General features: G+C 43.8%; 19 protein-coding genes. 10 read left to right on the top strand and 9 right to left on the bottom strand.

Annotated features, from left to right (window positions below):
• Window positions 1-127 precede the first annotated feature (127 nt).
• From H1R16_RS01380 to pnuC, 5 genes are all read right to left on the bottom strand, one after another.
• Window positions 128-2,650 carry a TonB-dependent receptor gene (locus tag H1R16_RS01380; protein WP_181886023.1) on the bottom strand — a complete coding sequence of 841 codons (2,523 nt, stop codon included), beginning with the start codon at window positions 2,648-2,650 and terminating at the stop codon, window positions 128-130.
• Window positions 2,651-2,818: 168 nt separating this feature from the next.
• The gene (gene mltG / locus H1R16_RS01375) at window positions 2,819-3,844 is read right to left on the bottom strand and encodes an endolytic transglycosylase MltG (RefSeq protein ID WP_181886024.1); all 1,026 of its coding nucleotides are present in this window, start codon (window positions 3,842-3,844) and stop codon (window positions 2,819-2,821) included.
• Between the two features lie 334 nt (window positions 3,845-4,178).
• Window positions 4,179-4,550 carry a hypothetical protein gene (locus tag H1R16_RS01370; protein ID WP_181886025.1) on the bottom strand — a complete coding sequence of 124 codons (372 nt, stop codon included), beginning with the start codon at window positions 4,548-4,550 and terminating at the stop codon, window positions 4,179-4,181.
• A gap of 45 nt (window positions 4,551-4,595) precedes the next feature.
• Window positions 4,596-5,372 (bottom strand): diaminopimelate epimerase, encoded by a 777-nt coding sequence (gene dapF, locus H1R16_RS01365; protein ID WP_181886026.1) that lies wholly within the window; start codon window positions 5,370-5,372, stop codon window positions 4,596-4,598.
• Window positions 5,373-5,426: 54 nt separating this feature from the next.
• Window positions 5,427-6,110, bottom strand: a complete 684-nt coding sequence (gene pnuC / locus H1R16_RS01360) for a nicotinamide riboside transporter PnuC (RefSeq protein WP_181886764.1) — start codon at window positions 6,108-6,110, stop codon at window positions 5,427-5,429.
• Between the two features lie 182 nt (window positions 6,111-6,292).
• Here pnuC and H1R16_RS01355 point away from each other — a divergent pair, with 182 nt between their 5' ends.
• The 4 genes from H1R16_RS01355 to H1R16_RS01340 all read left to right on the top strand — a co-directional run bounded on the left by H1R16_RS01355 (window position 6,293) and on the right by H1R16_RS01340 (window position 11,321).
• Window positions 6,293-7,771, top strand: a complete 1,479-nt coding sequence (locus H1R16_RS01355) for an amino acid permease (RefSeq protein WP_181886027.1) — start codon at window positions 6,293-6,295, stop codon at window positions 7,769-7,771.
• 41 nt (window positions 7,772-7,812) lie between these two features.
• On the top strand, window positions 7,813-8,841 hold the full coding sequence (locus H1R16_RS01350) for a WD40/YVTN/BNR-like repeat-containing protein (RefSeq protein ID WP_181886028.1): 1,029 nt from the start codon (window positions 7,813-7,815) through the stop codon (window positions 8,839-8,841).
• Between the two features lie 107 nt (window positions 8,842-8,948).
• The gene (gene hemN / locus H1R16_RS01345) at window positions 8,949-10,328 is read left to right on the top strand and encodes an oxygen-independent coproporphyrinogen III oxidase (protein ID WP_181886029.1); all 1,380 of its coding nucleotides are present in this window, start codon (window positions 8,949-8,951) and stop codon (window positions 10,326-10,328) included.
• A 120-nt stretch (window positions 10,329-10,448) separates the two neighbouring features.
• Window positions 10,449-11,321, top strand: a complete 873-nt coding sequence (locus H1R16_RS01340) for a tetratricopeptide repeat protein (RefSeq protein WP_181886030.1) — start codon at window positions 10,449-10,451, stop codon at window positions 11,319-11,321.
• A gap of 203 nt (window positions 11,322-11,524) precedes the next feature.
• Here H1R16_RS01340 and H1R16_RS01335 read toward each other — a convergent pair whose 3' ends face one another.
• Window positions 11,525-12,883 (bottom strand): PQQ-dependent sugar dehydrogenase, encoded by a 1,359-nt coding sequence (locus tag H1R16_RS01335; protein WP_181886031.1) that lies wholly within the window; start codon window positions 12,881-12,883, stop codon window positions 11,525-11,527.
• Between the two features lie 205 nt (window positions 12,884-13,088).
• Here H1R16_RS01335 and secD point away from each other — a divergent pair, with 205 nt between their 5' ends.
• From secD to H1R16_RS01310, 5 genes are all read left to right on the top strand, one after another.
• A complete protein-coding gene (gene secD, locus H1R16_RS01330; protein WP_181886032.1) occupies window positions 13,089-16,001 on the top strand; it encodes a protein translocase subunit SecD in 2,913 nt (970 codons plus the stop codon).
• Between the two features lie 138 nt (window positions 16,002-16,139).
• Window positions 16,140-17,369 (top strand): TCR/Tet family MFS transporter, encoded by a 1,230-nt coding sequence (locus H1R16_RS01325; protein WP_181886033.1) that lies wholly within the window; start codon window positions 16,140-16,142, stop codon window positions 17,367-17,369.
• Between the two features lie 134 nt (window positions 17,370-17,503).
• Window positions 17,504-17,821: a Sec-independent protein translocase subunit TatA/TatB gene (locus tag H1R16_RS01320; RefSeq protein WP_181886034.1), complete on the top strand. Its 318-nt coding sequence runs from the start codon at window positions 17,504-17,506 to the stop codon at window positions 17,819-17,821.
• A 4-nt stretch (window positions 17,822-17,825) separates the two neighbouring features.
• Entirely contained in the window at window positions 17,826-18,386 is a 561-nt protein-coding gene (locus H1R16_RS01315) for a phosphatase PAP2 family protein (protein ID WP_181886035.1), read from the top strand.
• Between the two features lie 4 nt (window positions 18,387-18,390).
• Window positions 18,391-19,206 (top strand): tetratricopeptide repeat protein, encoded by an 816-nt coding sequence (locus H1R16_RS01310; protein ID WP_228451035.1) that lies wholly within the window; start codon window positions 18,391-18,393, stop codon window positions 19,204-19,206.
• Window positions 19,207-19,216: 10 nt separating this feature from the next.
• Here H1R16_RS01310 and H1R16_RS01305 read toward each other — a convergent pair whose 3' ends face one another.
• Window positions 19,217-19,690 carry a 23S rRNA (pseudouridine(1915)-N(3))-methyltransferase RlmH gene (locus H1R16_RS01305; protein WP_181886036.1) on the bottom strand — a complete coding sequence of 158 codons (474 nt, stop codon included), beginning with the start codon at window positions 19,688-19,690 and terminating at the stop codon, window positions 19,217-19,219.
• 30 nt (window positions 19,691-19,720) lie between these two features.
• On the opposite strand from H1R16_RS01305, the gene H1R16_RS01300 reads away from it, so the two are divergent.
• Window positions 19,721-20,740, top strand: a complete 1,020-nt coding sequence (locus H1R16_RS01300; protein ID WP_181886037.1) for a YihY/virulence factor BrkB family protein — start codon at window positions 19,721-19,723, stop codon at window positions 20,738-20,740.
• 2 nt (window positions 20,741-20,742) lie between these two features.
• On the opposite strand, the gene nhaA is transcribed toward H1R16_RS01300, so the two are convergent.
• On the bottom strand, window positions 20,743-21,891 hold the full coding sequence (nhaA, locus tag H1R16_RS01295; protein ID WP_181886038.1) for a Na+/H+ antiporter NhaA: 1,149 nt from the start codon (window positions 21,889-21,891) through the stop codon (window positions 20,743-20,745).
• Between the two features lie 11 nt (window positions 21,892-21,902).
• On the bottom strand, window positions 21,903-24,107 hold the full coding sequence (locus H1R16_RS01290; RefSeq protein ID WP_181886039.1) for a RelA/SpoT family protein: 2,205 nt from the start codon (window positions 24,105-24,107) through the stop codon (window positions 21,903-21,905).
• Window positions 24,108-24,120 lie beyond the last annotated feature (13 nt).

Here is a 24,120-nt window from a genome sequence, read left to right as displayed (position 1 = left end):
CTTTGCTTTCTGGATTTCGCGAAGGATTGAATTTTCTTTGAAGTCGGAGATGTATTTCCAAAAAGCGACAACTCAATTATATTTATCAAATACCAAAAAAAAATCAGGACTTTCGTCCTGATCTGTGTTACATTGGGCCCTGCATGTCGTCGTCGCCCGAGGAGTTGTTGTTGATGTCCTTTTTGCGTTTTGGCTGTTCCACTTTCTCACCCTGCTTGAACCGGTAGGTGAAGGAGAGGTTGAAGGTGCGGGGATTCCAGCGCATCATAGACTCTCTTTCGAAGCCGGTACCAAAATTGGTAGATTCCCGTCCGCGGGTTCCCAGGATGTCCTGGATGTTGAAGGCCAAAGTGCCATTGCCGTCCAGCACCGTTTTGTTGGCACCAAAGTTAAGCACGTACATGGGCTTGGTGATGCTGGACGCGGTTTCCTGACCCCCTCTGTAGAAGCCCTGAAGCTGCATATTCAGGGTTTTGTCTACCTTAAATGTATTCGTAAGCCTGAATCTGGTAGAGAAACCTGAACCGTCAAAAGGTAATGGTTTGGCCATCGTGGTGGCGTCATAGTATTCACCTTCCGACTGATAACCGAAAAGATCGGCGCTGGCCATGATCTTCCACCAGGGCAGTAAATCTGCCGTAGCGTTCAGGTCCAGTCCATACTGATATTCATTTCCGATATTAAAAGGTTTTGTTATAAGAATTTTTGATCCCGGAGATTCACTCATTACCACAAACCTCGTTTCGTCCTTGGTTGAACGGTAGTATAAAGTGGGGTTGATTGTAATCTTACGCTTCTGGATGGCATAACCCAATTCGAATGAATCTATATACTCGGGGTTCAGGTCTTCGTTACCGCGGAAGAGGTTCTGGCGGTTGGCCAGGGAAGTCGGGTAGGGAATAAGGAACCATGAGCGGGGTCTGTTGATCCTTCTGGAATAGTTCAGTAACAGCTGGTTGTTGGTGCTGCCCAAATCATAGCTCAGGAAGGCACTTGGGAAAAATCCGATATAATTCTTGTCCTTGCTGGACGCATCTCCACTCAGGCTCAGGTAATCGATACCAATGTCTGAATGCTCAGCACGAAGACCTAACTGATAGCCCAATTTGTTCACCTTACTTTTGAACTGTGCGTAAGCCGCGTTAATCGTTTCACTGTAACCCGTGTTCCCGCTGAAACCATTCACAGTTTGCATTATAAATTGGTCATTGGTTTCACGGTTCAGGAAGTCGTAGTCATTGTTATTACTGTCAAAACGGTATCCGGCTTCGATTTTGGAAACCTCACCCACAGGCAGTTCATAGTCAATTTTACCGATCACCGCTTTATTGACGGTGTGGTTGTTTCCCTGAGACTCATAACGAGGTACCAGGTTATCCAGTTCTGTGGATTTCTCATTGGACCTGTTGTCGCTTTGCTGAACACTTAAGCTCAGGTAAATATTGTGACCGTTGTCATTAAATTTATGATCCAGTCCGGCATCGCCCTGAATGGTGAAGTTCCTGCTGTTACCAAGGGCATTGGTCTGTGTAAAATCATCCACGATACGTGCGGCATTGTAAGTGATATTGTCTACATTATTATCGCTGAAGCTTTTATAAGCTCTACCCATACCTGACAGGTTAAAGGAGGTACGGTCCGTAATATCTACAGAAAATCCGGCGGTAGCATTGTAGTTATCGTTCTCACTTTTGTTAAGTGAGTTTTGCTCGTAATAGGATGTGGTAGCGCCGGTAACCGGATCGAAGAAACGGGTGTTATTTTCATTACGGCCCTCGCCCTCGCGATAGCCACCACCGCCGTTCAGGAACCAGGTCCAGCTTCCTTTACGCCAGCTCAGGTTGGTATTCAGGTTGGTGGTGGGCAAGTAGCCTATACTGCCTGTCACACTTCCGTTGAAACCCATTCCTTTGGAATTTTTCAGGATGATGTTCAGGATACCCGCTGTACCGCTGGCTTCGAATTTAGAGGAAGGGTTGGTGATTACCTCAATACGCTCAATCTGGTCGGCAGGAATGGACTGAAGCGCGTTGGCACCGCTGTCGATTCCGAGAAGGGCAGAAGGTTTTCCGTTGATGAGGAAACGGACGTTAGAGTTACCACGCATGGAAACGGTACCGTCGGTTTCTACAGAAACTGAAGGTACATTGGTAAGTACATCCTGTAGATTTCCGCCTTTTGAGATGATATCTGTGGAAGGATCGTATACTTTTTTGTCGAGCTCTACGCGGTAAGGCCTTGTAGCCTGTACGGTAAGCGTAACGCCTTCAATTTCCTGAGTGGGTGCCACTACCGAACCGGTTTCCTCTTCTTCAATTGAAATGGTCTCCATTGTTCCGCCGGTCGTGATCTGTCTTGCAACGGTCGATTTCTTGAAATTAATGGCTTCTACAGTAACATCGTAATTTCCGGGTACAAGCTGCAAAGTATAGAATCCCTTGTCATCTGCAAGAGCAGCGTCGCTGAAAGCAGGATTTGCTTTATTTGTAAATGTCACCGAGGCGTAAGGCACAGGAGTATTTTCCCGGTCCACTACAGTGGATGTTATTGTAATTTTTTCCTGGGCAAATGCAAAAGCTGCCGCCGAGAGTACGAAGGTAAGTCCGAGGACTTTTCTGGTGAGAATCTGATTAATTTCTGTTTTTACCATTTTGTAAAATAATTTGCATGGGCAAAACTCTGATTATAGTGCCCGTTCGTTTTTTTTATATTCAAAAAAAATAATGTATTTCTGTGCGGATTTGAAAATCCGGTTAACCAATAAGACGCTCTAAAGTTAATTTTGTTAAAGCGTATTGCTGTTAATCTTTGTTAAAAGCTATTTTATTTCGCGGGAATTAAGCCAGGCCTGATAATCACGGGCGTTTTTCACATGCTCGGCATCGCTGGCTGTGAAGCGGTGGAAGCCAAAACGGTCCGGATCTGCAGCCATGAAAATGTAATTGTTATTTTCCGCATGCAGCACGGCATCCACTGAATTTTTATCGGTAATGCAGATGGGTCCGGGTGGTATGCCGGCGTTGGCATATGTATTATATGGCGAAGGGTGCCTGAGGTGCTTGTAAAGGACCCGGCGGATGGGCGTAGTGAAATTGGATTCTTTGTTAATGGCATAAATTACCGTAGGGTCACTCTGCAGTTTCATTCCTTTGCGGTAGCGGTTCAGATAGAGGCCGGCAATGGTTTTCTGCTCGTCGGGTTTCCCGCCGGACTCTTTATAAACGATGGAGGCCAGGGCATAAATCTGGTCTCGCGTCAGTCCGCTTTGTTTTTCTTTCTGAATCCGTTCGGCTGTCCAGAAGTCTTTGTACTGGTCATCAAATTTCTTAAAGAATTCTTCAGGTTTCACGGTCCAGAAAAACTGGTAGGTATCGATGAAGAAGTATTTCTTGAGGTCCTCGGCATTCCTGTAGCCTTTCTGAACGGCAATTTTATTAAGTTCGGTAACGAATTTCAGTGAATCGACCTCTGTTTTTCTGGATACACGCCCAACCATTTGGTAAACATCACCAAAATCACCAATCCGAAACGTATTTTCAGTCTGATTACCGGCTTTAATCATGTTTACAAGGTCCGTGTTACTGGTGCCGTTTTGCACGCGGTACCGTCCGGCGTGGAAAAAGCGGTCCATGCTTTTGTCTTTGGCTACATCAACAAAAGCTTCCCTGTTTTCAAGGTATGGAGCTATGGAATCCAGGATCTGGTTAAAATTGGCACCGGTAGGGATATGGAAGTAACCTTCTTTGGCTACATTATCGGCGAAGTATTTATTGTAGAAACGGATGCCGAAGAAGCCTCCTACGATTATAACGGCGATAATTAGAATTGCTGCTGTTTTTTTCATTTAGCTGGAATTTTGCTGAGTTTATACAACGAGAATTTGCGAGTGCAAAAATGCGGTATTTTTTGTTAGTGGAAGGCTTTATTCACTTCGATTCCGTCTATTTATTTAATCAGGATGTCACCTGCTGCGGGATTGGATTAACCAAGCTCCGGTGTTGTCCTTGTTTGCATTTTTAGTCCGGTAAGCGAATTTTGTGCCGTGGTGGCAACACCATGATTCATCAGAATAGAGGAACGAATATGCCAGCCGAGAGAAGAGTCTTTGTGACAGTTGACAGGTAATTAACGATCAGCCGGTCATTCCTTCGGAATGCAGACGATGAAAATAATCCAGGTCAGACTGAACGCAGTTGCCGGCCATTGCGAACAAGTTTCCAAAAGGTTTGGGAATCTGTGGGCTGCAGGATATCCTTTACATCCACTTCAGCAAAATCAAGGGACGGTAGAGCGGATACTTCAGAATATAAGACAGCCATCACATAGTCCAGCAGATCTTCAGCCGTAAATATGGTGCGGTAGTCATCGCGGATCGCGGGGCTTCGGGCGAAGCAGACGTTACCTTCGGGTTCATTTTCGGCTACAAATTCAAGACCTACTACTGCGGACCATTCATGAACTGCCGCAGAGTTAAGGCGAATGAGCGACTGAATATGCCGGCGGACCGCATCCCGTTTTTCTTTATCAGGAAAATTATGAGGAAGTTCCATTATCTAATAACTCGCTAACCAACGAAACCGGCTACGTTGGTATGACTAAATTGAGATCTTGCCGCTGAAAACCTGAACCGCAGGTCCTTCAAGCCAGATATCGGTGAACGAAGATCCGTGTTGTTCGGCGTAGATCTTCAAATTTCCGCCTAAAACTTTCACATTGACTGAACGAATATCTTTATCCTGCATCAGAACCAAGGCTGAGGCCGTGGCGCCGGTGCCGCAGCTGTAGGTTTCATCTTCCACACCGCGCTCATAAGTACGCACGAAAATGGAACTGTCCGAAAGTTTTTCAACAAAATTAACGTTGATGCCTTCGGCACAGTAAGCTGGACTGTTACGTATTTCATGTCCTTTGGTAAACACCGGAAAGTCCGGGACAGAATTCACGAACTGCACGAAGTGAGGGGAGCCGGTATTCAGGACTGAACTGTCGCCGTCTTTTTTGATTTCATCTACATCAATCATTTTCAGTTTTACGTTTCCGTTGCTAATTGCAGCTTCATGTAGACCATCGACAGCTATAAAGGTAGTTTTCTCTTCAAACAGATCCAGAAAATGAGCAAAAGCCACCAGGCAGCGTCCGCCGTTACCGCACATTGTACTTTCATTTCCGTCGGCATTATAGTACACCATTTTGAAATCGGCCTGCGGGTCATTTTCCAGAAGGATGAGTCCGTCGCCACCAATTCCAAACCTGCGGTCGCAAAGGTGTTTTATACGTTCACTGTTTTTGGGAAACTGAAGGTCACGGTTGTCTATAATCACGAAATCGTTTCCGGTACCCTGGTATTTATAAAACTGAACTGTATTCTGCATATAATAGATGAATTAAGCTAAGTGAAAGACTGTGCAATATACTCAATTCAGGATCTATTCGGATGATGATTTATGTGGAATGTCTGCGCGGACAGCGCCGTTTTTCCACTCCAGATAGCCGATGTAAGCCATTACCGTAAAGACCAGATACTGTACCGATGTTATTCCGAGGCCTTTATAAAGCATCATGGGAACGCAGATCAGGTCGCCAATGATCCAGAAAATCCAGTTTTCAATCTTGCGTTTGGCCATCAGCCACATGCCCACCAGGAAAATGGCGGTTGTAAGGACATCGAGCCAGTTGGCCCAGTCCAGATGCTGAAGTCCGGCGGCAGGATTTTCAGAAACTTCGTCGAGCAAAGGTTTATAGTAGTAGACTACTGTAATCAGAAAAAGACTTACTGCAAAAAGAACCGCCGAAAAGAGCCATTCCTTTTTTGCAGTCCATGAAACATTTACATGAATATGGTCTTCTGAACTTTTGGCCCAGAGAATCCAGCCGTATACACTCATAATGCTGTAATATACGTTGATGAGCATATCGCCCCACAGTCCGAACTGATGGAGAATATAAACGTAAAGCACAGTTGAGATGATGCCGGTGGGGTAGACCCAGATGTTTTTGCGAACCGAGAAGAAAACACTCAGCAGCCCAAACAGGGCGGCAGCGGCCTCCAGAACAATCTGGGAGGTTTCGTAACTCTCATACGGCTTGAGGAAAAGATCATGGAGATTCATGCGGGCCAAAGATAAAAATTCCGGAAGATAATCCGCACATAAGTGTTTGGTATCAATTGGATTATCGGCAGAAGAAATTGTAGTGGAGATATTTTTTGAAATTGAAGTCTGCATTAAAAAGCATATAAAATGTTAATTACTGCAAAATTTTTATACTTTCGTAAATTCTTAAAAAATTTGAAATGTCAAACCTCTGGAAAACAAAATCTCTAAGTCAGCTGCTCAGAACAGCGGAAGATTCGGAAAAAGGACTTCGAAGAACCTTAAGCGCCAGCTCACTTGTAGCGTTGGGAATCGGAGCCATAATCGGTGCCGGACTTTTCTCGCTTACGGGTATCGCTGCAGCCGATAATGCCGGGCCTGCGGTAGTATACTCGTTTATATTAGCGGCTCTGGGCTGCGCATTTGCCGGTCTCTGTTATGCTGAATTTGCTTCCATGATTCCGGTGGCAGGGAGTGCCTATACGTATTCCTACGCAACGATGGGTGAATTTATTGCCTGGATCATCGGCTGGGATCTTGTGCTGGAGTATGCGTTAGGTGCTGCTACCGTAGCTGCCTCGTGGTCGCAATATGTGGCCAAATTCCTCTTAACCTTCGGGATAGAAATTCCCAATGCTTTGCTGCACGGGCCCTGGGACGAAACACCGGGAATGCTGAATCTGCCCGCTATAATGATTGTCTGCCTGCTGTCCTTACTACTGATTAAAGGCACCAAAGAATCAGCGCTGATTAACAATGTACTTGTTATCCTTAAAGTGACCGTTGTATTGGTGTTCATCGTACTTGGCTGGGGCTTTATCAATCCTGATAACCACAGTCCGTTCATTCCGGTGAATGAAGGTGAGCAACTGGTTAGTCAGGGGTCAATGGGCTTCTTCGACTTTTTCCAGAGTGATTATTTCGGTCAGTATGGCTGGAGTGGGATTCTGCGGGGAGCGGGTGTGGTGTTCTTCGCGTTTATCGGTTTTGATGCGGTAAGTACCGCAGCACAGGAAGCAAAGAATCCGCAGAAAGGAATGCCTATAGGTATTATTGGCTCATTGGTTGTGTGCACTATTTTATATGTACTCTTCTCCTATGTGTTAACAGGGCTTGAAAATTATGTGAATTTCAGAGGTGATGCCAGTCCGGTTACTACCGCTTTTGCACGTACGGGATATACCTTCATCAACTCTGCACTTACCATTGCCATCATCGCGGGTTATACCTCTGTAATGTTAGTGATGCTGATGGGTCAGAGCCGTGTTTTCTACAGTATGAGTGTGGACGGGCTCCTGCCAAAGTTTTTCTCTGACCTTCATAAGAAGAGCCAGACCCCGTGGAAAACGAATATCATCTTCATGATCTTTGTAAGCCTTTTTGCAGGATTTGTACCTGTATCCGACCTGGGGCATATGGTGAGCATCGGAACCCTGTTCGCATTCTCACTTGTATGTATAGGCGTAATCGTGATGCGTAAGACGAATCCCGACGCTGTGCGCGGATTCCGAGTACCACTGGTACCGTTAGTACCTATTTTAGGCGTTATTATCTGCGTAACCTTAATGATAGGACTGCCGGGTGAAAGCTGGGAACGTCTGGCCATCTGGCTGGCCTTAGGTTTTGTTATCTACTTCCTGTACGGACGGAAACATTCTAAAGTAAATAATCCTGATTAATATTTGTCCCACCTTACGGTGGGATTTTTTATTTTTATACCATGCTAAAGAAATCAATAGTAATCCTTTTCATTATATCTGTCTTCTGTGTGAACGGGCAGCAGGTAAAAACTGAGATCCTGCTTGAAGATAAAATTTCCATCCGCGCACTGGAGATCTGGGACCATAAAGTTTGGTATTCCGGTACCGAATCCAAATTCGGTTATGTGAGTCTGGTAGATGCAAGGGATAAAAAGCAAAAGGTATTAACTGATGAAAAACTTCAGTTCCGCACGCTGGGCCAGAATAAAACAGATTTTTATGCCATTACTATCGAAAGTCCGGCATTGATGTTCAAGATAAATAAAAGGACACTGGCAAAACAGGTTGTATTACGGGACACTGCAAAAACCGCATTTTATGACGCACTGCATTTCGTAAATGATGATCTGGGATACGCCTTCAGTGATCCGGATACTGACCTGAATCTGAAACTCGCGGTCTCTAACCGCAAAGGTAAAAACCAGTGGTACATCACTGACCAAAAAGGCAAACCGAAAATGAATAAAGGCGAAGCCGCATTCGCCGCCAGCAATTCCAATATGGCATCGTCCAAAAACTACCTGTGGATTGCTAGCGGTGGTGCGACTTCGAGAATTTTCAGGCTAGACCTAAGAAATGAAAGTTGGTCCGTATTTAACACACCCTTTATCCAGGGAAGTTCCTCCCAAGGTATTTATGCCATCGATTTTTATAAAGACAAGTTCGGTATTGCCGTTGGTGGTGATTACACGAAACAATCCGAAAACATTAACAATATAGCAACCACCATAGACGGGGGGCAGACCTGGACGGTTCAGGCGTCAGGAAAAAACAGAGGTTACAAAAGCTGCGTTAAAATCCGGCCGCGCTCCGGGGGAAAAGATATTATAGCTGTAGGCGACCAAAACGTGGAACTATCCAGAGACTTTGGCAAGACATGGACTACCATATCCAATGAAAAGGGTCTGTATGTTTGCGAGTGGACTGACAGGAATACAATAATTTTTGCCGGAAAAGGCCGAATTTTGAAAATGAACTTGAAGCTGTAGCCTGCCAAATCTCATCAGCGTTAATTTCTCACCCGTAACTTATTTCGTATTTTTGCAGTCTGAAATCGGCAGCGACTGTACAGACATTTTTCATCAAAAAACTTCCAATGAATTCACTAATCGATAAATATAATATTCCGGGACCGCGTTATACTTCATATCCAACAGTTCCTTTTTGGGATGAAGAAGCATTTACGCCGGAACAATGGCAGAATTCGGTAATCCGCTCTTTTGGCGAATCCAATGATGCTGAAGGAATCTCGATCTACATCCACCTGCCGTTCTGCGAGCAGCTTTGCACCTTCTGCGCCTGCCACAAAAGGATTACTAAACAACACTCGGTAGAAACTCCTTACCTGGAAAGTGTGCTGAAGGAATGGGATCTTTATCTGGAACTTTTAGCCTCTGACAAGTCATCGCCGGACGCAAAACCGAAAATAAAGGAACTCCATCTGGGTGGCGGTACGCCGACTTTCTTTTCGCCGCAGAACTTAAAAACTCTGCTGGAAGGTATTTTTGCCAAAGCTGAAATTGCTGAGCATCCTGAATTTTCCTTTGAAGGTCATCCAAACAATACTTCACGCGAACATCTGCAGACCCTTTACGACCTGGGCTTCCGTCGCTGCAGTTTTGGTGTTCAGGATTATGATCCTCAGGTACAGAAAGCCATTAACCGCATCCAACCCTTTGAAAATGTAGAAAGGGTGACCAACTGGGCGCGCGAAATCGGCTATACCAGTGTGTCCCATGACCTGGTATTCGGACTGCCGTTCCATACTTGGGAGAAAATGGAATATACGATCCACCGGACCCTGGAACTGAAGCCGGACCGTCTGGCTTTCTATTCTTACGCTCACGTGCCGTGGATTAAAGGTGTTGGTCAGCGCGGATTTGATGAAAATGACCTGCCAAGTGGAGAAGAAAAGCGTAAACTGTATGAAAACGGCAAAAGATTGCTCGAAGAACTCGGATACATCGAGATTGGGATGGACCATTTCGCTCTACCGCACGACGATCTTTACCAGTCTATGGTTTCAGGCAACATCCACCGGAATTTCATGGGCTATTCATCCGGTAAGACTCAGCTGATGATTGGCTTGGGTATGAGCGCAATTTCTGATTCGTGGTATGCCTTTGCGCAGAATGAAAAGACTGTGGAGGATTATCAGAAACGTGTAGACGAAGGTAGGATTCCGGTATTCCGCGGACATATCCTGAATGAAGAAGACCTTAACATCCGCCAGCACATCCTGAACATCATGTGCCGACTGGAGACGTCGTGGAACTGGCAGAGCACTTTCCCCGAACTTCCAAACGCACTGGAAGCACTGCAGGAAATGCAGGATGACGGATTGGTGGAGCTCTCCGAAAATGCAATTAAAATCACGGAGAAGGGCCGGGCATTCACAAGGAATGTAGCCATGACCTTTGATTTACGGATGATGCGGAACAAACCGGAAACCCGGATTTTTTCGATGACGATTTAATTTGGGAATCCAATATAGAAATGAAAAAGCGACTTGTAAAAGTTGCTTTTTTTATTGAAATTGATATTTAATAAAGTAAATTTGAAATGTTCAATTTTCAGTAAAAACGTAAATAACTCTATGAAAAAAGCAATATCACTTATCATTGTATTTGTAAGTTTTAATTTCTATGGTCAGACTTTAGAGCAAAAAGCGGCGGAAAAAGCTTGCGAATGTGTCAAAAAAATAAGGACCTTAAATGATGAGAATTACATAGAATGTATCTCCAAATCATTGACAGAATCTTTAATAGAAACTGATCGTAAAGAGAATTTTAAGAAAATTTCGACTGTTGATGGGATGAAGAATACTTTATCTGAAGTTGACTCAATTGTAAAATTAATTTGCAGTATTGATCAAAATGCTCTACTTGAAGAAAAGACCAAACTGTATTATCGGTATTCCGAAAATTTAAATGCAACAAATTCCTATAAAATTGGGAAAGATTTTATGGATGCAGAAAATTATAAATTAGCAATTGAAGCTTTTCAATTAGCGTTAAAAAATGATTCTAATTTCGTCTTAGCTTTAGATGATATTGCAATGTCATATAGGAAAATCGATCAATATGAAGAGGCTATTCAATTTTATCAAAAATCCTTAGACATTTTTCCGGAAGGAGATTTTGCGTTAATGAATATTGCAGTAGTGTATAATCTAAAACACGACTACAAAACCTCAGGTGAGTATTATAAAAAGTTGATAAAATTTCATCCAAATTATGCTGAAGGATACTATGGTTTAGGGAGAAGTTTTGCGTTCTTAGAAGATTACGAAAATGCACTAACTAATATTATTAAAGCACATAAAATTTACGTAAAAGAGGGTTCACAGTACACAAAAGATTCACAACAAATGATACAAATTATTTTTAATGAAATGAAGAAAGGGGAGAAAGAGAAAGATTTTTATAGGATTGCTAAAGAAAATGACGTGAACACTAACCATTTTTAATCAATCTTACAGGTGATTCTTATCATGCGCTTAATGTGTCGACTGGCAGACTGCGTTTCGGAAGCTACCGACTGCGCTTGACGCACAGACCTAAATGCAGGACGACGGTTTGGTGGAGATTAAGGATAACAACATCAAAATCATGGAGAAGGCGCCCGCGAAAGATAACAACAGAGCCCGAGCAATTATAATACAATAATTTCTTATTTCACCATCAACTTTTCCGTAAACACCTTCACATTATCCGCGTAAATATTTACAAAGTAGATTCCCGGAACCAAACGCGAAATATCAACACTGCCGCCCTCGTTAAGTTTCGTTCTATGCACCATTCGGCCTTCAGCATTGGTAAAATCTGCTGTCCGATCTGTCCCGGTTACACCTTGTACGGATATTATTCCCGAGGCCGGATTCGGATATATTTTAACTCCACCAGCCACGTTTTCCTGAGTGCCGAGGGTGGTAGTCGTAACTTTATAAATTTTTCCGTTATTGATGGACCCCACATAAAGTTCTTTCTGTGCATCCTGACCGAAGGTAGAAAAGTTGTTTCCGCTGAAAGCCGTTGTCCATGTGACTGTATTGTCCGGACTCATCATTCCAATTTGAGCTGAGCAGTAATCAGCGAAGAAATATTTACCCGTAAATGCCGGATATAGTGCTCCCCGGTACACATAACCGCCGGTTATTGAGCATTTACCTCCCGAATGGTTATAGGTGGCTACCGGAAAGGTCATTGTGGAAGCTGCAGCACATCCGGCAGCATTATACGTTGAATTTCCTTCATAACACCGCCAGCCATAGTTAATTCCGGGCTGGGTGACCGGCATCCTGTTAATTTCTTCGATCTGGTTTTGGCCCACGTCGGCAAGCATAATATTGCCTGCCACATGGTCAAAGGAGAATTTCCAGGCATTTCGAAGGCCGTAGGCCCAGACTTCATCGGCGCCGTCCACTCCTATAAATGGATTACCTGCCGGAATATTATAAGGTCCTGTGGCGTTTACGTCAATCCTTAAAAGTTTGGCCAGCAAGGCGTTCTTATTCTGGCCGTTGTTATTAGGATCTCCGCCGCTGCCGCCATCACCGGTGGATATATACAGGAAACCGTCGGCACCAAAGTGAATACTGCCGCCATTGTGGTTGCTGAATGGTTTTGGGATATTCAGAAGTATCTTTTCCGATGTCGGATTAGCCATATTGGGATCGCCAGCGTTCACACTGTAACGTGAGACAGTAATATTGCCCGAAAGGTCATTATAGTATACAAAAAAGTACCCATTGGTACTGTACTGGGGGTGGAAGGCCAGTCCCAGCAGACCGCGTTCGCCGCCATAGGTAATTTTGCTGCTGATGTCCAGAAAGTTGCCGGCGTTTACAGCACCGGTAGACTGTACAATCTTTATCTGTCCGGTTTGCTGCACCACGAAAAGGCGTGTGTCATTGGCGTGAGTAATCTCGACCGGGGCTGTAAAACCCGTGCTGAATTCCTGAAGAGTAACGGTTTGAGAATGAATCAGGATACTGATCAGGAAAATACTGAGGTAGGAGAATTTTCGCATAATAACATCATTTATAATTATTTATGAATTTACAGCGATGTTCAGCAGATGATTTTACAATAAAATATTTAAAATTAATATAATGCACATTTTCTTGAAAGTCCTTCAAAAAACCGTAAAATAAAGAAGTGTAAATGTTAAAATAATGTGAAAAGTGCTAATAAAAACATTATATTTGCCGACTAAATTTTAATGTTGTATTATAATGCAAGGAAAAGGATTTATTACGCTTATAGCGGTTATTCTAGGCTTAATCTGCATCAACGAGCTGCTGCCCACGTGGTATACCAGTAAGGTTGAAAAGCAGGCTACAGAAATTTCGGCAGGTGATCCTGTGAAGTACCAAAAGGAGCTGGACCGGCTTTCCAAAGACACTCTTAATCTTGGGTTTACGAAACTCCACTACTCGGGTGCCAAGGAAAAAGAGATGAAACTTGGTTTGGACCTTAAGGGCGGGATTAATGTTCTTTTGGAAATCAACCAAAGGGACCTTATCAGCAACCTGACCAATTACTCTGAAAATCCAATCCTTATTGAGGCGCTGAACCGTACAGATGAAGTACAGAAGAATTCAACCCGCTCTTATATCGATAACTTTTTCGTTGAGTTTGATGCTGTAAATAAGCAGAAAGGTGCTAATCTTAAACTTGCAGACCCTGAAATCTTCGGTAATCCTAACCTTACAGAAATCAGGTTCAATACCAATGACGAGGAGGTTAAGAAAATCGTGCGCAACAGAATTGAGCTTTCTACCGGAACAGCTTACGAGGTTATCCGTACGCGTATAGACAAGATGGGCGTAACTCAACCAAATGTGCAGCGTGTACCCGGAACAGGGCGTATCTCTGTGGAGATGCCGGGTGTGAAGGACATCGACCGTGTAAAGAAAATGCTTCAGACTTCCGCAAAACTACAGTTCTGGGAAGTGCAGCAGCTTCAGGAGGTTGCTCCTTATTTTGAGCAGCTTTCCCAAATCATCGCCGTAAAAGGAGACTCGATCGGAGTTCCGAAAACGACGAACCTGATGAACCTGCTCCAGCTTAATACTATGGCTGCAAACGGAGTTGGTAACATTAAACTGAGCGACACAGCTACCATTAATAAAATATTAAACAGCCAGATTGCTAAGGATGCAAGGCCGGCAAATATTAAATACACAAATTTCTTCTGGGGTTACAAACCTGATGCAGGAAACGAGAATAACCTTGTCCTTTACGCTATCCGCAGCAACGCTTCACAAAAAGCACCTGTAGACGGTGCGGTAGAATCTGCAAACATCGGATATGATGATTTGGGCAGAGTAGTGGTGGACATGCAGATGGATTCCAAAGGTGCCAAGGACTGGAAAACTATGACCGAGAAAAACGTTGGAAAGCCGGTAGCTGTTACCCTGGATAACGTTGTATATACAGCGCCAAATGTAAACGAAGCTATTCCCAGCGGAAGAACACAGATTTCCGGAAACTTTTCTCAGGAAGAGGCTCAGGATCTCGTAAATGTACTTGGCGCGGGTAAACTTCCTGCCGGTGCAAAGATCGTGCAGGCTGAAGTGGTAGGGCCATCCCTGGGTGCTGAATCTATTCAGTCCGGTATGTGGTCATTCATTATTGCGTTCCTGATTATTGTGGTGTACCTGATTTTCTATTACGGTGGAGCGGGTGTTTACGCGGTTATTGCTATGGTCTTTAACCTGTTTTTCCTGATTGGAATTATGGATTCAGTAGATGCTACACTTACGCTTCCGGGTATTGCCGGTATTGTGCTTTCGATGGCCATGGCTATTGATGCCAACGTGATCGTCTATGAAAGAACGAAAGAGGAACTCTTCCTGGGCAAAAATATCAAGGAGGCCTATAAAGAAGGTTTCAACTTCTCATTATCTGCCATTATTGACGGAAACATTACTTCGTTGCTTACTGCAATTGTACTTTATGTATTCGGAACGGGTCCTATTAAAGGTTTTGCGGTAACCCTGGGTATCGGTATCCTGATGTCAATGTTTACCTGTGTACTTTTAACAAGGGTAATGATCTTCAACCGTCTTGAAAAAGGCAAAGGTCTTTCCGTTTGGACACCAATGACTAAAAACCTTTTCCGTAATACATGGATTAATTTCATCGGAAAGAGAAAGTTTGCCTATATCTTCTCAGCAATACTTACTGTTATCTGTTTGCTATCAATCTTTACCCAAGGATTTAAATTTGGTGTAGACTTTAACGGTGGGCGGAGTTATGTAGTGCGTTTCGACAAATCTGTTAATCCTGTGGAAGCTGATGAAAGTCTGCAGAAGATATTCGTTGCCAAGGACGGTGATCAGAACGCTGTTGATGTAAAGACCTTCGGTACGGACAACCAACTCAAGATCACTACCGATTATATGATCAATGAGGAATCTGTAGAAGCTGATATGGCTGTAGAACAAAAGCTGTTCGAGGGTCTTAAGCAGTTTCTGCCCGCGGACGCTTCTGTCAGGAACTTTAAAGGTGGTGAAGACACTACGTACGGGATCATCAGTTCAGTAAAAGTAGGACCTACCGTTGCCGACGATATTAAGTCCGGTGGCGCTATGGCGCTGTTAATAGCGCTTGTGGGTATCTTCCTGTATATTCTCTTACGATTTAAGAGATGGCAGTTCTCCACAGGCGCGATTGCCTCTCTGGTCCATGATGCTATCGTAATCCTGGGTGCTTATTCTATCCTGAGAAATATAATGCCTTTCAGTATGGAGATCAATCAGGACTTTATTGCGGCACTGCTTACAGTATTGGGGTACTCCATCAACGATACGGTAATCATCTTTGACAGAATCCGGGAATATTTAAAGGATAAAAAATCCCTTACTCTGGAGAATCTGTTTAACGATTCAATCTCCAGTACCCTGGGACGTACCTTTAACACCGCCTTTGCTACCTTCCTTGTAATCCTGGCCATCTTCATTTTTGGCGGCGAAAATTTAAGAGGGTTTATGTTTGCACTTCTAATCGGTGTAGGATTCGGAACGTATTCCACGTGGTTTATTGCTTCAGCCGTATCTTACGACCTTCTTAAGAAAAAGGGTACCAAGGCAATCGCTGAGGATCCCATAGTAGAAGATGTAGCCGGCACAACACGCAATTAATTTCATTTTATATATAGTGAATATCCCCATTTATGGGGATATTTTTTTTGCGTAAACTTGATCCGGACCACTTTAATTTCAGTTTCCGGAAGCTGATCTGGTTTCTGCAGTTTTAGATTAATTCTTACCTTCGCACCTGTGAAAAAAAATAATAAATCGGCAGCCATTGGGTTTATATTCATTACCCTTTTGGTTGATATTACCGGCTGGGGAATTGTTATTCCCGTAGTTCCGTCGCTGATAAAAGAACTGATACATGACGCAGATTTAAGCGTAGCCTCGCAGTATGGCGGCTGGCTGAGTTTCGCCTATGCCTTTATGCAGTTCCTCTTTGCGCCGGTACTAGGCAATCTGAGTGACAAGTACGGACGGCGGCCGGTCATATTATTTGCGCTGCTTGGTTTTGCACTTAATTTTTTCATCCAGGCCTGGGCGCCAACCATATTCTGGCTTTTTGTTGGCCGGATATTCTCGGGAGTTACCGGCGCAAGTATAACAACAGCGAGCGCCTATATTGCTGATATCTCTGATGACAGCAACCGTTCAAAGAATTTCGGGATGATTGGCGCAGCCTTCGGACTTGGATTTATCCTGGGACCGGTAATCGGCGGACTTCTGGGCCAGTTCGGTCCACGCGTGCCATTTATCGCTGCGGGTATCCTCTGTTTACTCAACTTCCTCTATGGAATCTTTGTATTGCCTGAAAGTCTGGGAAAAGAAAACCGGCGTAACTTCAGCTGGAGACGGGCTAACCCTGTGGGTACACTGCTAAATATCCGGCGGTATCCGGCCATACTGTATCTTATGATGGCCTGGTTCCTTGTTTATATTGCGGCACATGCTGTACAGACCAACTGGGCGTTCTTCACCATGTACCGCTTCAGCTGGGACGAGAAGATGGTGGGAATTTCGCTGGGTGTAATGGGAGCTGTCACCGCCGTGGTGCAGGGTTTCCTTATCCGCAAAGTCCATCCGAGGTTCGGTACTGAACGGAGCATACTTTACGGTATAATGTTATACAGCGTGGGAATGTTTCTGTTCGCATTCGCCTATGAGGAGTGGATGATGTTTGCCATACTGCTTCTGTATTGCCTGGGTGGTATAGCCGGTCCGGCCCTGCAGTCTGTCATATCTTCCAAGGTACCGGCTAATGAACAGGGCGATATTCAGGGGGCACTAACTTCTGTGGTTAGTATCACATCCATCATTGGACCGCCACTTATGACCAATGTTTTCTATTATTTCACTCATGACCAGGCCCCGTTTCAGTTTGCGGGTGCTCCGTTCTTTTTAGGTTTTCTGTTAATGGCTGCAAGTGCCGGATTTGTTTACTATGTTTTCCACCGAAAAAAAGCCCGTAAATCATAAAAAGTGCCGGTCTTTAGGGGTATCTCGGGCACAATGTGATTTCACCGAAGGAAACTGTAAGGCCAGGGTCTAAATTGTTAACCTTCCGGAATTTTCCTTTAATGTGTTGAGATTTGTTTTTGTATTTTTGCGCCATGGAATTAGGTTTCTCTGAAATTATCGTAGTTATACTCGCAATTATTGTTCTGTTCGGTCCGGATAAAATTCCGTCCATCGCACGCGACCTGGGCCTTGGAGTCCGCAAGATGAAGGGTGCAATGGAGGATATAAAGACCGAAATATTGAAGGAGACCGATAATCCCGTTGCTGAGATAAAGCGTGAGATTGAAAAGGTTAAGGAAGCCGCCAAGGAATACGATCCAACCCACGAACTGAGACGGGATCTGGACCTTACAGCTAAGAGCAAGACCGATCAGCTTTCCGATTCCCACCAAGGACCCGTAAGCCGCTAGCCCAATGCAGGAGTTAATAGCATTAGATAAGGAGATTTTTCTGTTTCTGAATGGTCTTGGAAATCACACCTTCGATAATTTCTGGCTGATGATCTCCGAAAAGTGGATATGGATTCCACTGTATATGGTGTTTCTTATTGTGCTTCTGCGCACTTATGGCTGGCGGGCTCTTATCTATATGCTGGTCTTCATCGCATTGGGCGTCGCAGTTTCAGATCAGCTGGCAGGTATTTTTAAGGTTGGGATTGCCAGACTGCGGCCATGTCATGATCCGATTCTGGAAAACCTAATGCGTGAGGTGGAGTGTGGCGGAAGTTTTGGCTTCTATTCGGCGCACGCGTCCAATACATTTTTTATTGCTAACTTTATGACGGTCATGCTGAAGAAGAAGTTCGGGTGGTTTCCACTCTTCCTTTTCCTTTGGGCCGCTATAGTTTCCTACAGCCGCATTTATCTGGGCGTTCACTTTCCACTGGATGTTCTTATGGGAGGTGGAGTAGGTTACCTTTTAGGCGGACTCTTTGCAGCATTAAGCCTTAAAGTGATCAACAAAAAACTCATTTGATGCGATGAAAAAAATCTCTACTTTTCTTACCCTTGCAATAGCTATAATGGGCTCAGCACAGCTGCAGGATTCCAAAGCGGCTGACGAATGCTTTAAAAAAGCCGATTACAAATGTGCAGAAGCTGGCTATGCTTCGCTTGCCGATAAGGAGCGGATAGGCAAACTGAAAGCGCAGTACTATAATAATCTGGGGACTTCCCAGCGCCGGCTCGGCAACCGCCAGCAGGCATTTGCTTCCTACCAGAATGCACTGAAAGCGGACCCCAATATTTTGGAGACCTATATCAACTTAAGTTCTATGCATGCGCAGTGGGGTAATAAGCAGAATGCTTTGGATTTTGCCGCGAAAGGTCTCTTACTGGACAGCGAAAATGCGGAACTGTTCCTGACACGTGCTAAGGTTTATGAAGACCTGAAGAAAAATGATCTGGCCGAAAAGGATTATCAGTACCTGATTTCCATTGCGCCCGAAAACCTTATTGCCCGAACCAACTATGCGACCTTCAAGATGAATTCCGGGAAGCTTGATGCGGCACTTAAGGATTATAATACGCTCATTTCTGAAAAGCCGGAAAGTCTGCTTTATAATAACAGGGCCGCCGTTTATCTGGCCATGAAAAAACATAAGGAAGCCACTGCTGATGTGGACAGGGCTATCAAGCTGGATCCAAAATTCTCACTGTCCTATGTAACAAAAGCCCGTATCCAGTTTGAGACCAACCGTGCTACAGATGCCTGCATAAACCTTGAAAAAGCACTGAAAACCGGTTTTGAGAAATATCTGATCAACGACCTGCTGAAAAAGTGCGAGGTTAAATAGGGCCGGATTGTCAGTCGTTGTGGTAAGGTTTACCCTGCAGGATCTGATCTGCCCTGTACAGTTGTTCCACAAAGAAAAGCCGTATCATCTGATGCGTAAATGTCATTTTGGAAAGTGAAAGCGTACCGCCCGTACTCTGATGAAGCTCCGGGGCAAAACCGTAGGCACCACCGATAAGGAAATTGATTTTCTTTACTGAAGAATTCATCCAGACATCCATTTTTCCCGCAAATTCACGACTTGTAAACTGTTTACCATTTTCGTCCAACAAAACCGTAATATCCGAAGATTCTATATAGTTCAGAAAAAGTTTGGCTTCCTCTTTTTTCAGCAAGTCAGGGGAGAAGTTTCCGGCGTTTTTAACATCAGGAATTTCAATAAGTTCAAAGTTCCAATGTCTGGGCAGACGGGTCATATAATAATCAATAAGGCCCTTTATTTCGGTGCTCGACGTCTTGCCTATACACAGTAAATTGATTCGCATTGCTTATATTTGTGCTGCAAATATAGTTGAATGACTTTTAGAACCCCACACTTCATAAGAAAAATTCATCAGTTCCTGGACGGCATCCATATTCCTTTTCTGGGCGTATCACTGTGGAAAATGTTCGATATTTATATTCAGGGGGTTTTCAAAAACAAAATTGGCCGGACTGCCGGCGCGATATCGTGGAATTTCGTCTTTTCACTGTTTCCCTTTATCCTCTTTCTGCTTTCCATAATGCCTTATCTGCCGTATTATGATAGATTGCAGTTTTACATATTTGATGTGCTTATGCACCGAATATTCCCCGGAAGGATTGAAGCAGATGTAATTGGGTATATAAAGAATACAATTATTCCAAACACAACTTCCATAAGTAAAATCACCATTATTCTGGCATTGTTTTTTGCAACCAACGGAACCTTTGCCCTTATTGATGGATTCAACGAAAATACGGACGAGAAACACCATGACGTAAAAGAGTTCATCACCGCATTCTTTATTACCATAGCTTTTATCAGCGTTATATTTCTGGCTCTCTTTGGGGTATACTATGCCGAACTTGTACTCAAGTGGTTTAAGCCGGCATATGATATATCATGGTTTGTAGATAACCTTTCCAAAATAATCGGGTTTATCTCGTTTCCCCTGTTCTATTTCTTCCTGCTGGCCTTGTTTTACTGGGTAGGCACTGTGAAAATTACCCGGTTTAAACAGGCCGTGCCGGGCGCCCTGCTTACAACCGTTCTTTTTGTACTCACTACCTATCTGTTTGCTATTTACGCCCGTAATTTTGCCACTTACAATGTACTTTACGGTTCTATCGGCACCATGATCCTGCTTATGGTATGGGTAAACGTGAATGTATATTTACTGCTGTTCGGCAATGAACTGAACCTGGCCATCCGGCGTGTGAGACTGGACAAACTGATTGCCGATGAACTGCAGAAGGAAATTCCAAAACCCATTATACATTTTGATAATGGTGAAGTAAATCAAGAACACCAGATTATACTTGAAACGCCAACGGACAATCATCCCAAGCTCTGAAATCAGGTTGTTTTTTTTCGTCCTGCCTGTCTCAGAATGAAATAACCTGAAACTCCGGAAATGGCCGAAGCTACCAAAATGGCAAATTTGGCTTCTTCCTGAATCTCCAGATGACCTTTATAAGAAAGCAGTGCGATAAAAATGGACATCGTGAATCCAATTCCTGCCAGCAGTGCTGTTCCAATCATCTGAGTCCAGTTACTGTCGGCCGGAAGTGAACTTAACTTTGTGCGGATAGCAATTCCTGAAAACAGAGTGATTCCAATCAGTTTTCCAGCTACAAGACCCAGGATAATCCCGTAACCCAGGGTAGAGAAAAGTCCCTCTACCATACCGCTTTTAAAAAGGATATTGGTATTGGCCAGGGCAAATAAGGGCATTATCAGAAAATTCACCGGAGTGTGCAGGCGGTGTTCCAGTTTCTCCAGCGGTGAAATTTCAGTATGAGATGCATTGGTTGGTATGGTAAAGGCAAGGATTACACCGGCAATAGTGGCATGGATTCCGGAGTGATGCATAAAATACCACAGGAATATCCCGGGAATAAGATAATAGATATGACGTGTAACCTTAAATCGGTTCAGAAAAATCAATAAAATTATGACCAGAGCAGTGAAAAGAAGGTAGATCCAGTGTATCTGCTCTGTGTAGAAAATTGCAATCACCATAATCGCACCTAAATCATCCACTATAGCCAGGGCAGCAAGAAAAATCTTAATAGAGGCCGGAACCCTGCTACCCAGCATAGCCACGATGGCAAGCGAGAATGCGATATCTGTAGCCATCGGAATTCCCCAGCCATTAGCATATTCTGTGCCTGAGTTAAAGAATGCAAATATAAGCGCAGGAACTACCATGCCTCCAATTGCTGCAAAAATGGGCAAAGAAGCATTCTTAAAACTTGAAAGTTCACCTTCCACAATTTCCCTTTTAATTTCCAAACCTACCAGCAGGAAAAATATAGCCATCAGGCCGTCATTAATCCATACGGAAGTACTGTATGGTCCTAATTGATACTGAAGAATGTCGGCAAAAGATGAACCGGCGCCGGAATTTGCTATAAGTAGTGAAATAATTACGCAGCCCAGCAATAAAATGCCTGATGACTGGCTACTTTGGAAAAATTTTTGAAAATAGGTGGTTAACTTCATTAAATCTGATTCTATATTCGTTGTACTTTAGAAATTCCGCTGATATTTTTAAGCTGCTTGAATGTTTCTTCTAGTTGGCTTCGGTTTTTGACTTCCAGATTGATGCTGCCGGTAAAAATACCGTCGTTGGATGCGATGGTCATACTCTTCATATCAATACTCATAGAGTTACTGATGACCTGAGTAATGTCATTGATCATACCCATCCTGTCCAGACCTTCAATCTCGATCTTAATACGGTTCTTGAAACTTTCGGCATTAACCCATTTGGCCTCCATCACACGGTAGTCATACTGTGCCCGCAGATTGATGGCATTCGGACAGTTGTCACTGTGAATTTTGATTCCTTCGGAAATGGTGATAAAACCGAAAATCTTATCTCCGGGAATCACATTGCAGCATTTTGCAAAAGTGTAATTCAGTTTCTCTTCATCCTTGCCGAAAACAATCATATCAAGATTGGTTTGCGCCGGCTCTTCGAAAGCAAGATTTTTAACAGGTGACTTTCGAAAACGATTCAGCAGATTATTGAAGACACTTTTACTTTCAATGTATTTTCTAAGATCGCCTGTGTCCAGCGTTCCATCCTGGAAAAAGAGGAAGAGCTCCTGCGACGTTTTCAGGTTGAAGAATTTCTGCATTCGGTTGATTTCTTCATCATTAAAAGCAATTTTTGCATGTCGCAGCTTACGCTGCAAAATCTCTTTCCCTTCGCTAACCAGGTGGTTTTTCGTCGAATTCAGGTAGCTCTTGATTTTTGATTTTGCTTTGGAGGTAACTACAAAATCCAGCCAGTCGGACTTGGGTTTTTGGTTTTGTGAGGAGAGGATATCCACCTGATCACCGTTCTGCAGCACATGTGATATAGGAACCAGTTTTCCGTTCACCTTTGCTCCCAGGCACCGTGTTCCAAGGTCGGAATGCACTGAGAATGCAAAATCGAGTGCCGTAGATCCTACGGGAAGAATCTTAATTTCGCCCTGAGGGGTAAACACAAATACCTCCTTGGAGTAGAGGTTGAGTTTAATATTATCCAGTAACTCTGTCGTTGTGAGATGCTGTTGTGTTTCCAGAACTTCACGGATAGTGGTCACCCACTTTTCAAAATTTTTCTCATCAGAATTCGGCCGGTATCCCTCCTTGTACTTATAATGCGCAGCCACACCTTTCTCGGCAATATCGTCCATTCTTTCGGACCGGATCTGAACTTCAATCCATTTTTTATCCGGACCCAATACGGTGAGATGCAGACTTTCATACCCGGTGGAACGTGGCTGTGTGATCCAGTCGCGCATCCGCTGCGGATTACTGTGATAGAGATCGGTTACGATGGAGTATATTTTCCATGCCAGGAACTTCTCATTCCTTGCATCCGATTTGTAAATGATGCGTATCGCATAGTTATCATAAACCTCCTCAAAAAGCACACTTTGCTTTACCATTTTTCGGTAGATGGACGATATTGCCTTTGCTCTCCCTTTAATTGTAAAACTCAGGTTTTCCTCCTTCAGGCGTTCTGAGACTTCATTGGTAAACTCATCTACATATTTGTGCCTTTGCTCATTAGCCAGTTCCAGTTTATGATCGATTTCCGCATATACTTCAGGGTTATTGTATTTAAGCGAAAGATCCTCCAGTTCCGACTTTATATTGTAAAGGCCCAGTCTGTGGGCGAGAGGTGCATAAATATAAACTGTTTCCGATGCTATCTTCTTCTGTTTGTCCGGACGCATGCTTTCCAGTGTACGCATATTGTGCAGCCGGTCCGCAATTTTAATCAGGATTACGCGGAAATCTTCAGAGAGTGTAAGAAGCAGTTTCCTGTAGTTTTCGGACTGAATGGAAATATTTTGGTGATTCATTATCGAAATCTTCGTAAGTCCATTTACGATTTTCGCTATCTTCTCCCCAAAAAGTTTCTCCAGGTCTTCATGCGTGTATTCAGAATCCTCAATAACATCGTGCAGCAGGGCACATGCGATTGATGTGGCGCCAAGTCCAATTTCATTGGCAACAATCTTTGCTACTTCTATTGGATGATAAATGTAAGGCTCACCGGACTTGCGCCGCTGGTCCTTGTGCGCGTCCAGTGCAATATCAAAAGCCTTCCGGATCAGTTTGTTCTGCTCCTCATCCAGAGTACGGTACGTATTGGAAATGAGGTCCTTGTACCGCGCCAGAATTTCCTGTTTCTCCTGTTCTAAGTCATATACCATCGTTGCCCATCTT

This window comes from Marnyiella aurantia (assembly GCF_014041915.1).
GTDB lineage: Bacteria > Bacteroidota > Bacteroidia > Flavobacteriales > Weeksellaceae > Marnyiella > Marnyiella aurantia.
Note: the sequence above shows the minus strand (reverse complement) of the source record. Positions and strands in the feature narration are given on the sequence as shown.

Coding starts and splice junctions, on each gene's coding strand:
- H1R16_RS01380 (WP_181886023.1), bottom strand. CDS start 2,650: ATGGTAAAAACAGAAATTAATCAGATTCTCACCAGAAAAGTCCTCGGA.
- mltG (WP_181886024.1), bottom strand. CDS start 3,844: ATGAAAAAAACAGCAGCAATTCTAATTATCGCCGTTATAATCGTAGGA.
- H1R16_RS01370 (WP_181886025.1), bottom strand. CDS start 4,550: ATGGAACTTCCTCATAATTTTCCTGATAAAGAAAAACGGGATGCGGTC.
- dapF (WP_181886026.1), bottom strand. CDS start 5,372: ATGCAGAATACAGTTCAGTTTTATAAATACCAGGGTACCGGAAACGAT.
- pnuC (WP_181886764.1), bottom strand. CDS start 6,110: ATGAATCTCCATGATCTTTTCCTCAAGCCGTATGAGAGTTACGAAACC.
- H1R16_RS01355 (WP_181886027.1), top strand. CDS start 6,293: ATGTCAAACCTCTGGAAAACAAAATCTCTAAGTCAGCTGCTCAGAACA.
- H1R16_RS01350 (WP_181886028.1), top strand. CDS start 7,813: ATGCTAAAGAAATCAATAGTAATCCTTTTCATTATATCTGTCTTCTGT.
- hemN (WP_181886029.1), top strand. CDS start 8,949: ATGAATTCACTAATCGATAAATATAATATTCCGGGACCGCGTTATACT.
- H1R16_RS01340 (WP_181886030.1), top strand. CDS start 10,449: ATGAAAAAAGCAATATCACTTATCATTGTATTTGTAAGTTTTAATTTC.
- H1R16_RS01335 (WP_181886031.1), bottom strand. CDS start 12,883: ATGCGAAAATTCTCCTACCTCAGTATTTTCCTGATCAGTATCCTGATT.
- secD (WP_181886032.1), top strand. CDS start 13,089: ATGCAAGGAAAAGGATTTATTACGCTTATAGCGGTTATTCTAGGCTTA.
- H1R16_RS01320 (WP_181886034.1), top strand. CDS start 17,504: ATGGAATTAGGTTTCTCTGAAATTATCGTAGTTATACTCGCAATTATT.
- H1R16_RS01315 (WP_181886035.1), top strand. CDS start 17,826: ATGCAGGAGTTAATAGCATTAGATAAGGAGATTTTTCTGTTTCTGAAT.
- H1R16_RS01310 (WP_228451035.1), top strand. CDS start 18,391: ATGAAAAAAATCTCTACTTTTCTTACCCTTGCAATAGCTATAATGGGC.
- H1R16_RS01305 (WP_181886036.1), bottom strand. CDS start 19,690: ATGCGAATCAATTTACTGTGTATAGGCAAGACGTCGAGCACCGAAATA.
- H1R16_RS01300 (WP_181886037.1), top strand. CDS start 19,721: ATGACTTTTAGAACCCCACACTTCATAAGAAAAATTCATCAGTTCCTG.
- nhaA (WP_181886038.1), bottom strand. CDS start 21,891: ATGAAGTTAACCACCTATTTTCAAAAATTTTTCCAAAGTAGCCAGTCA.
- H1R16_RS01290 (WP_181886039.1), bottom strand. CDS start 24,107: ATGGTATATGACTTAGAACAGGAGAAACAGGAAATTCTGGCGCGGTAC.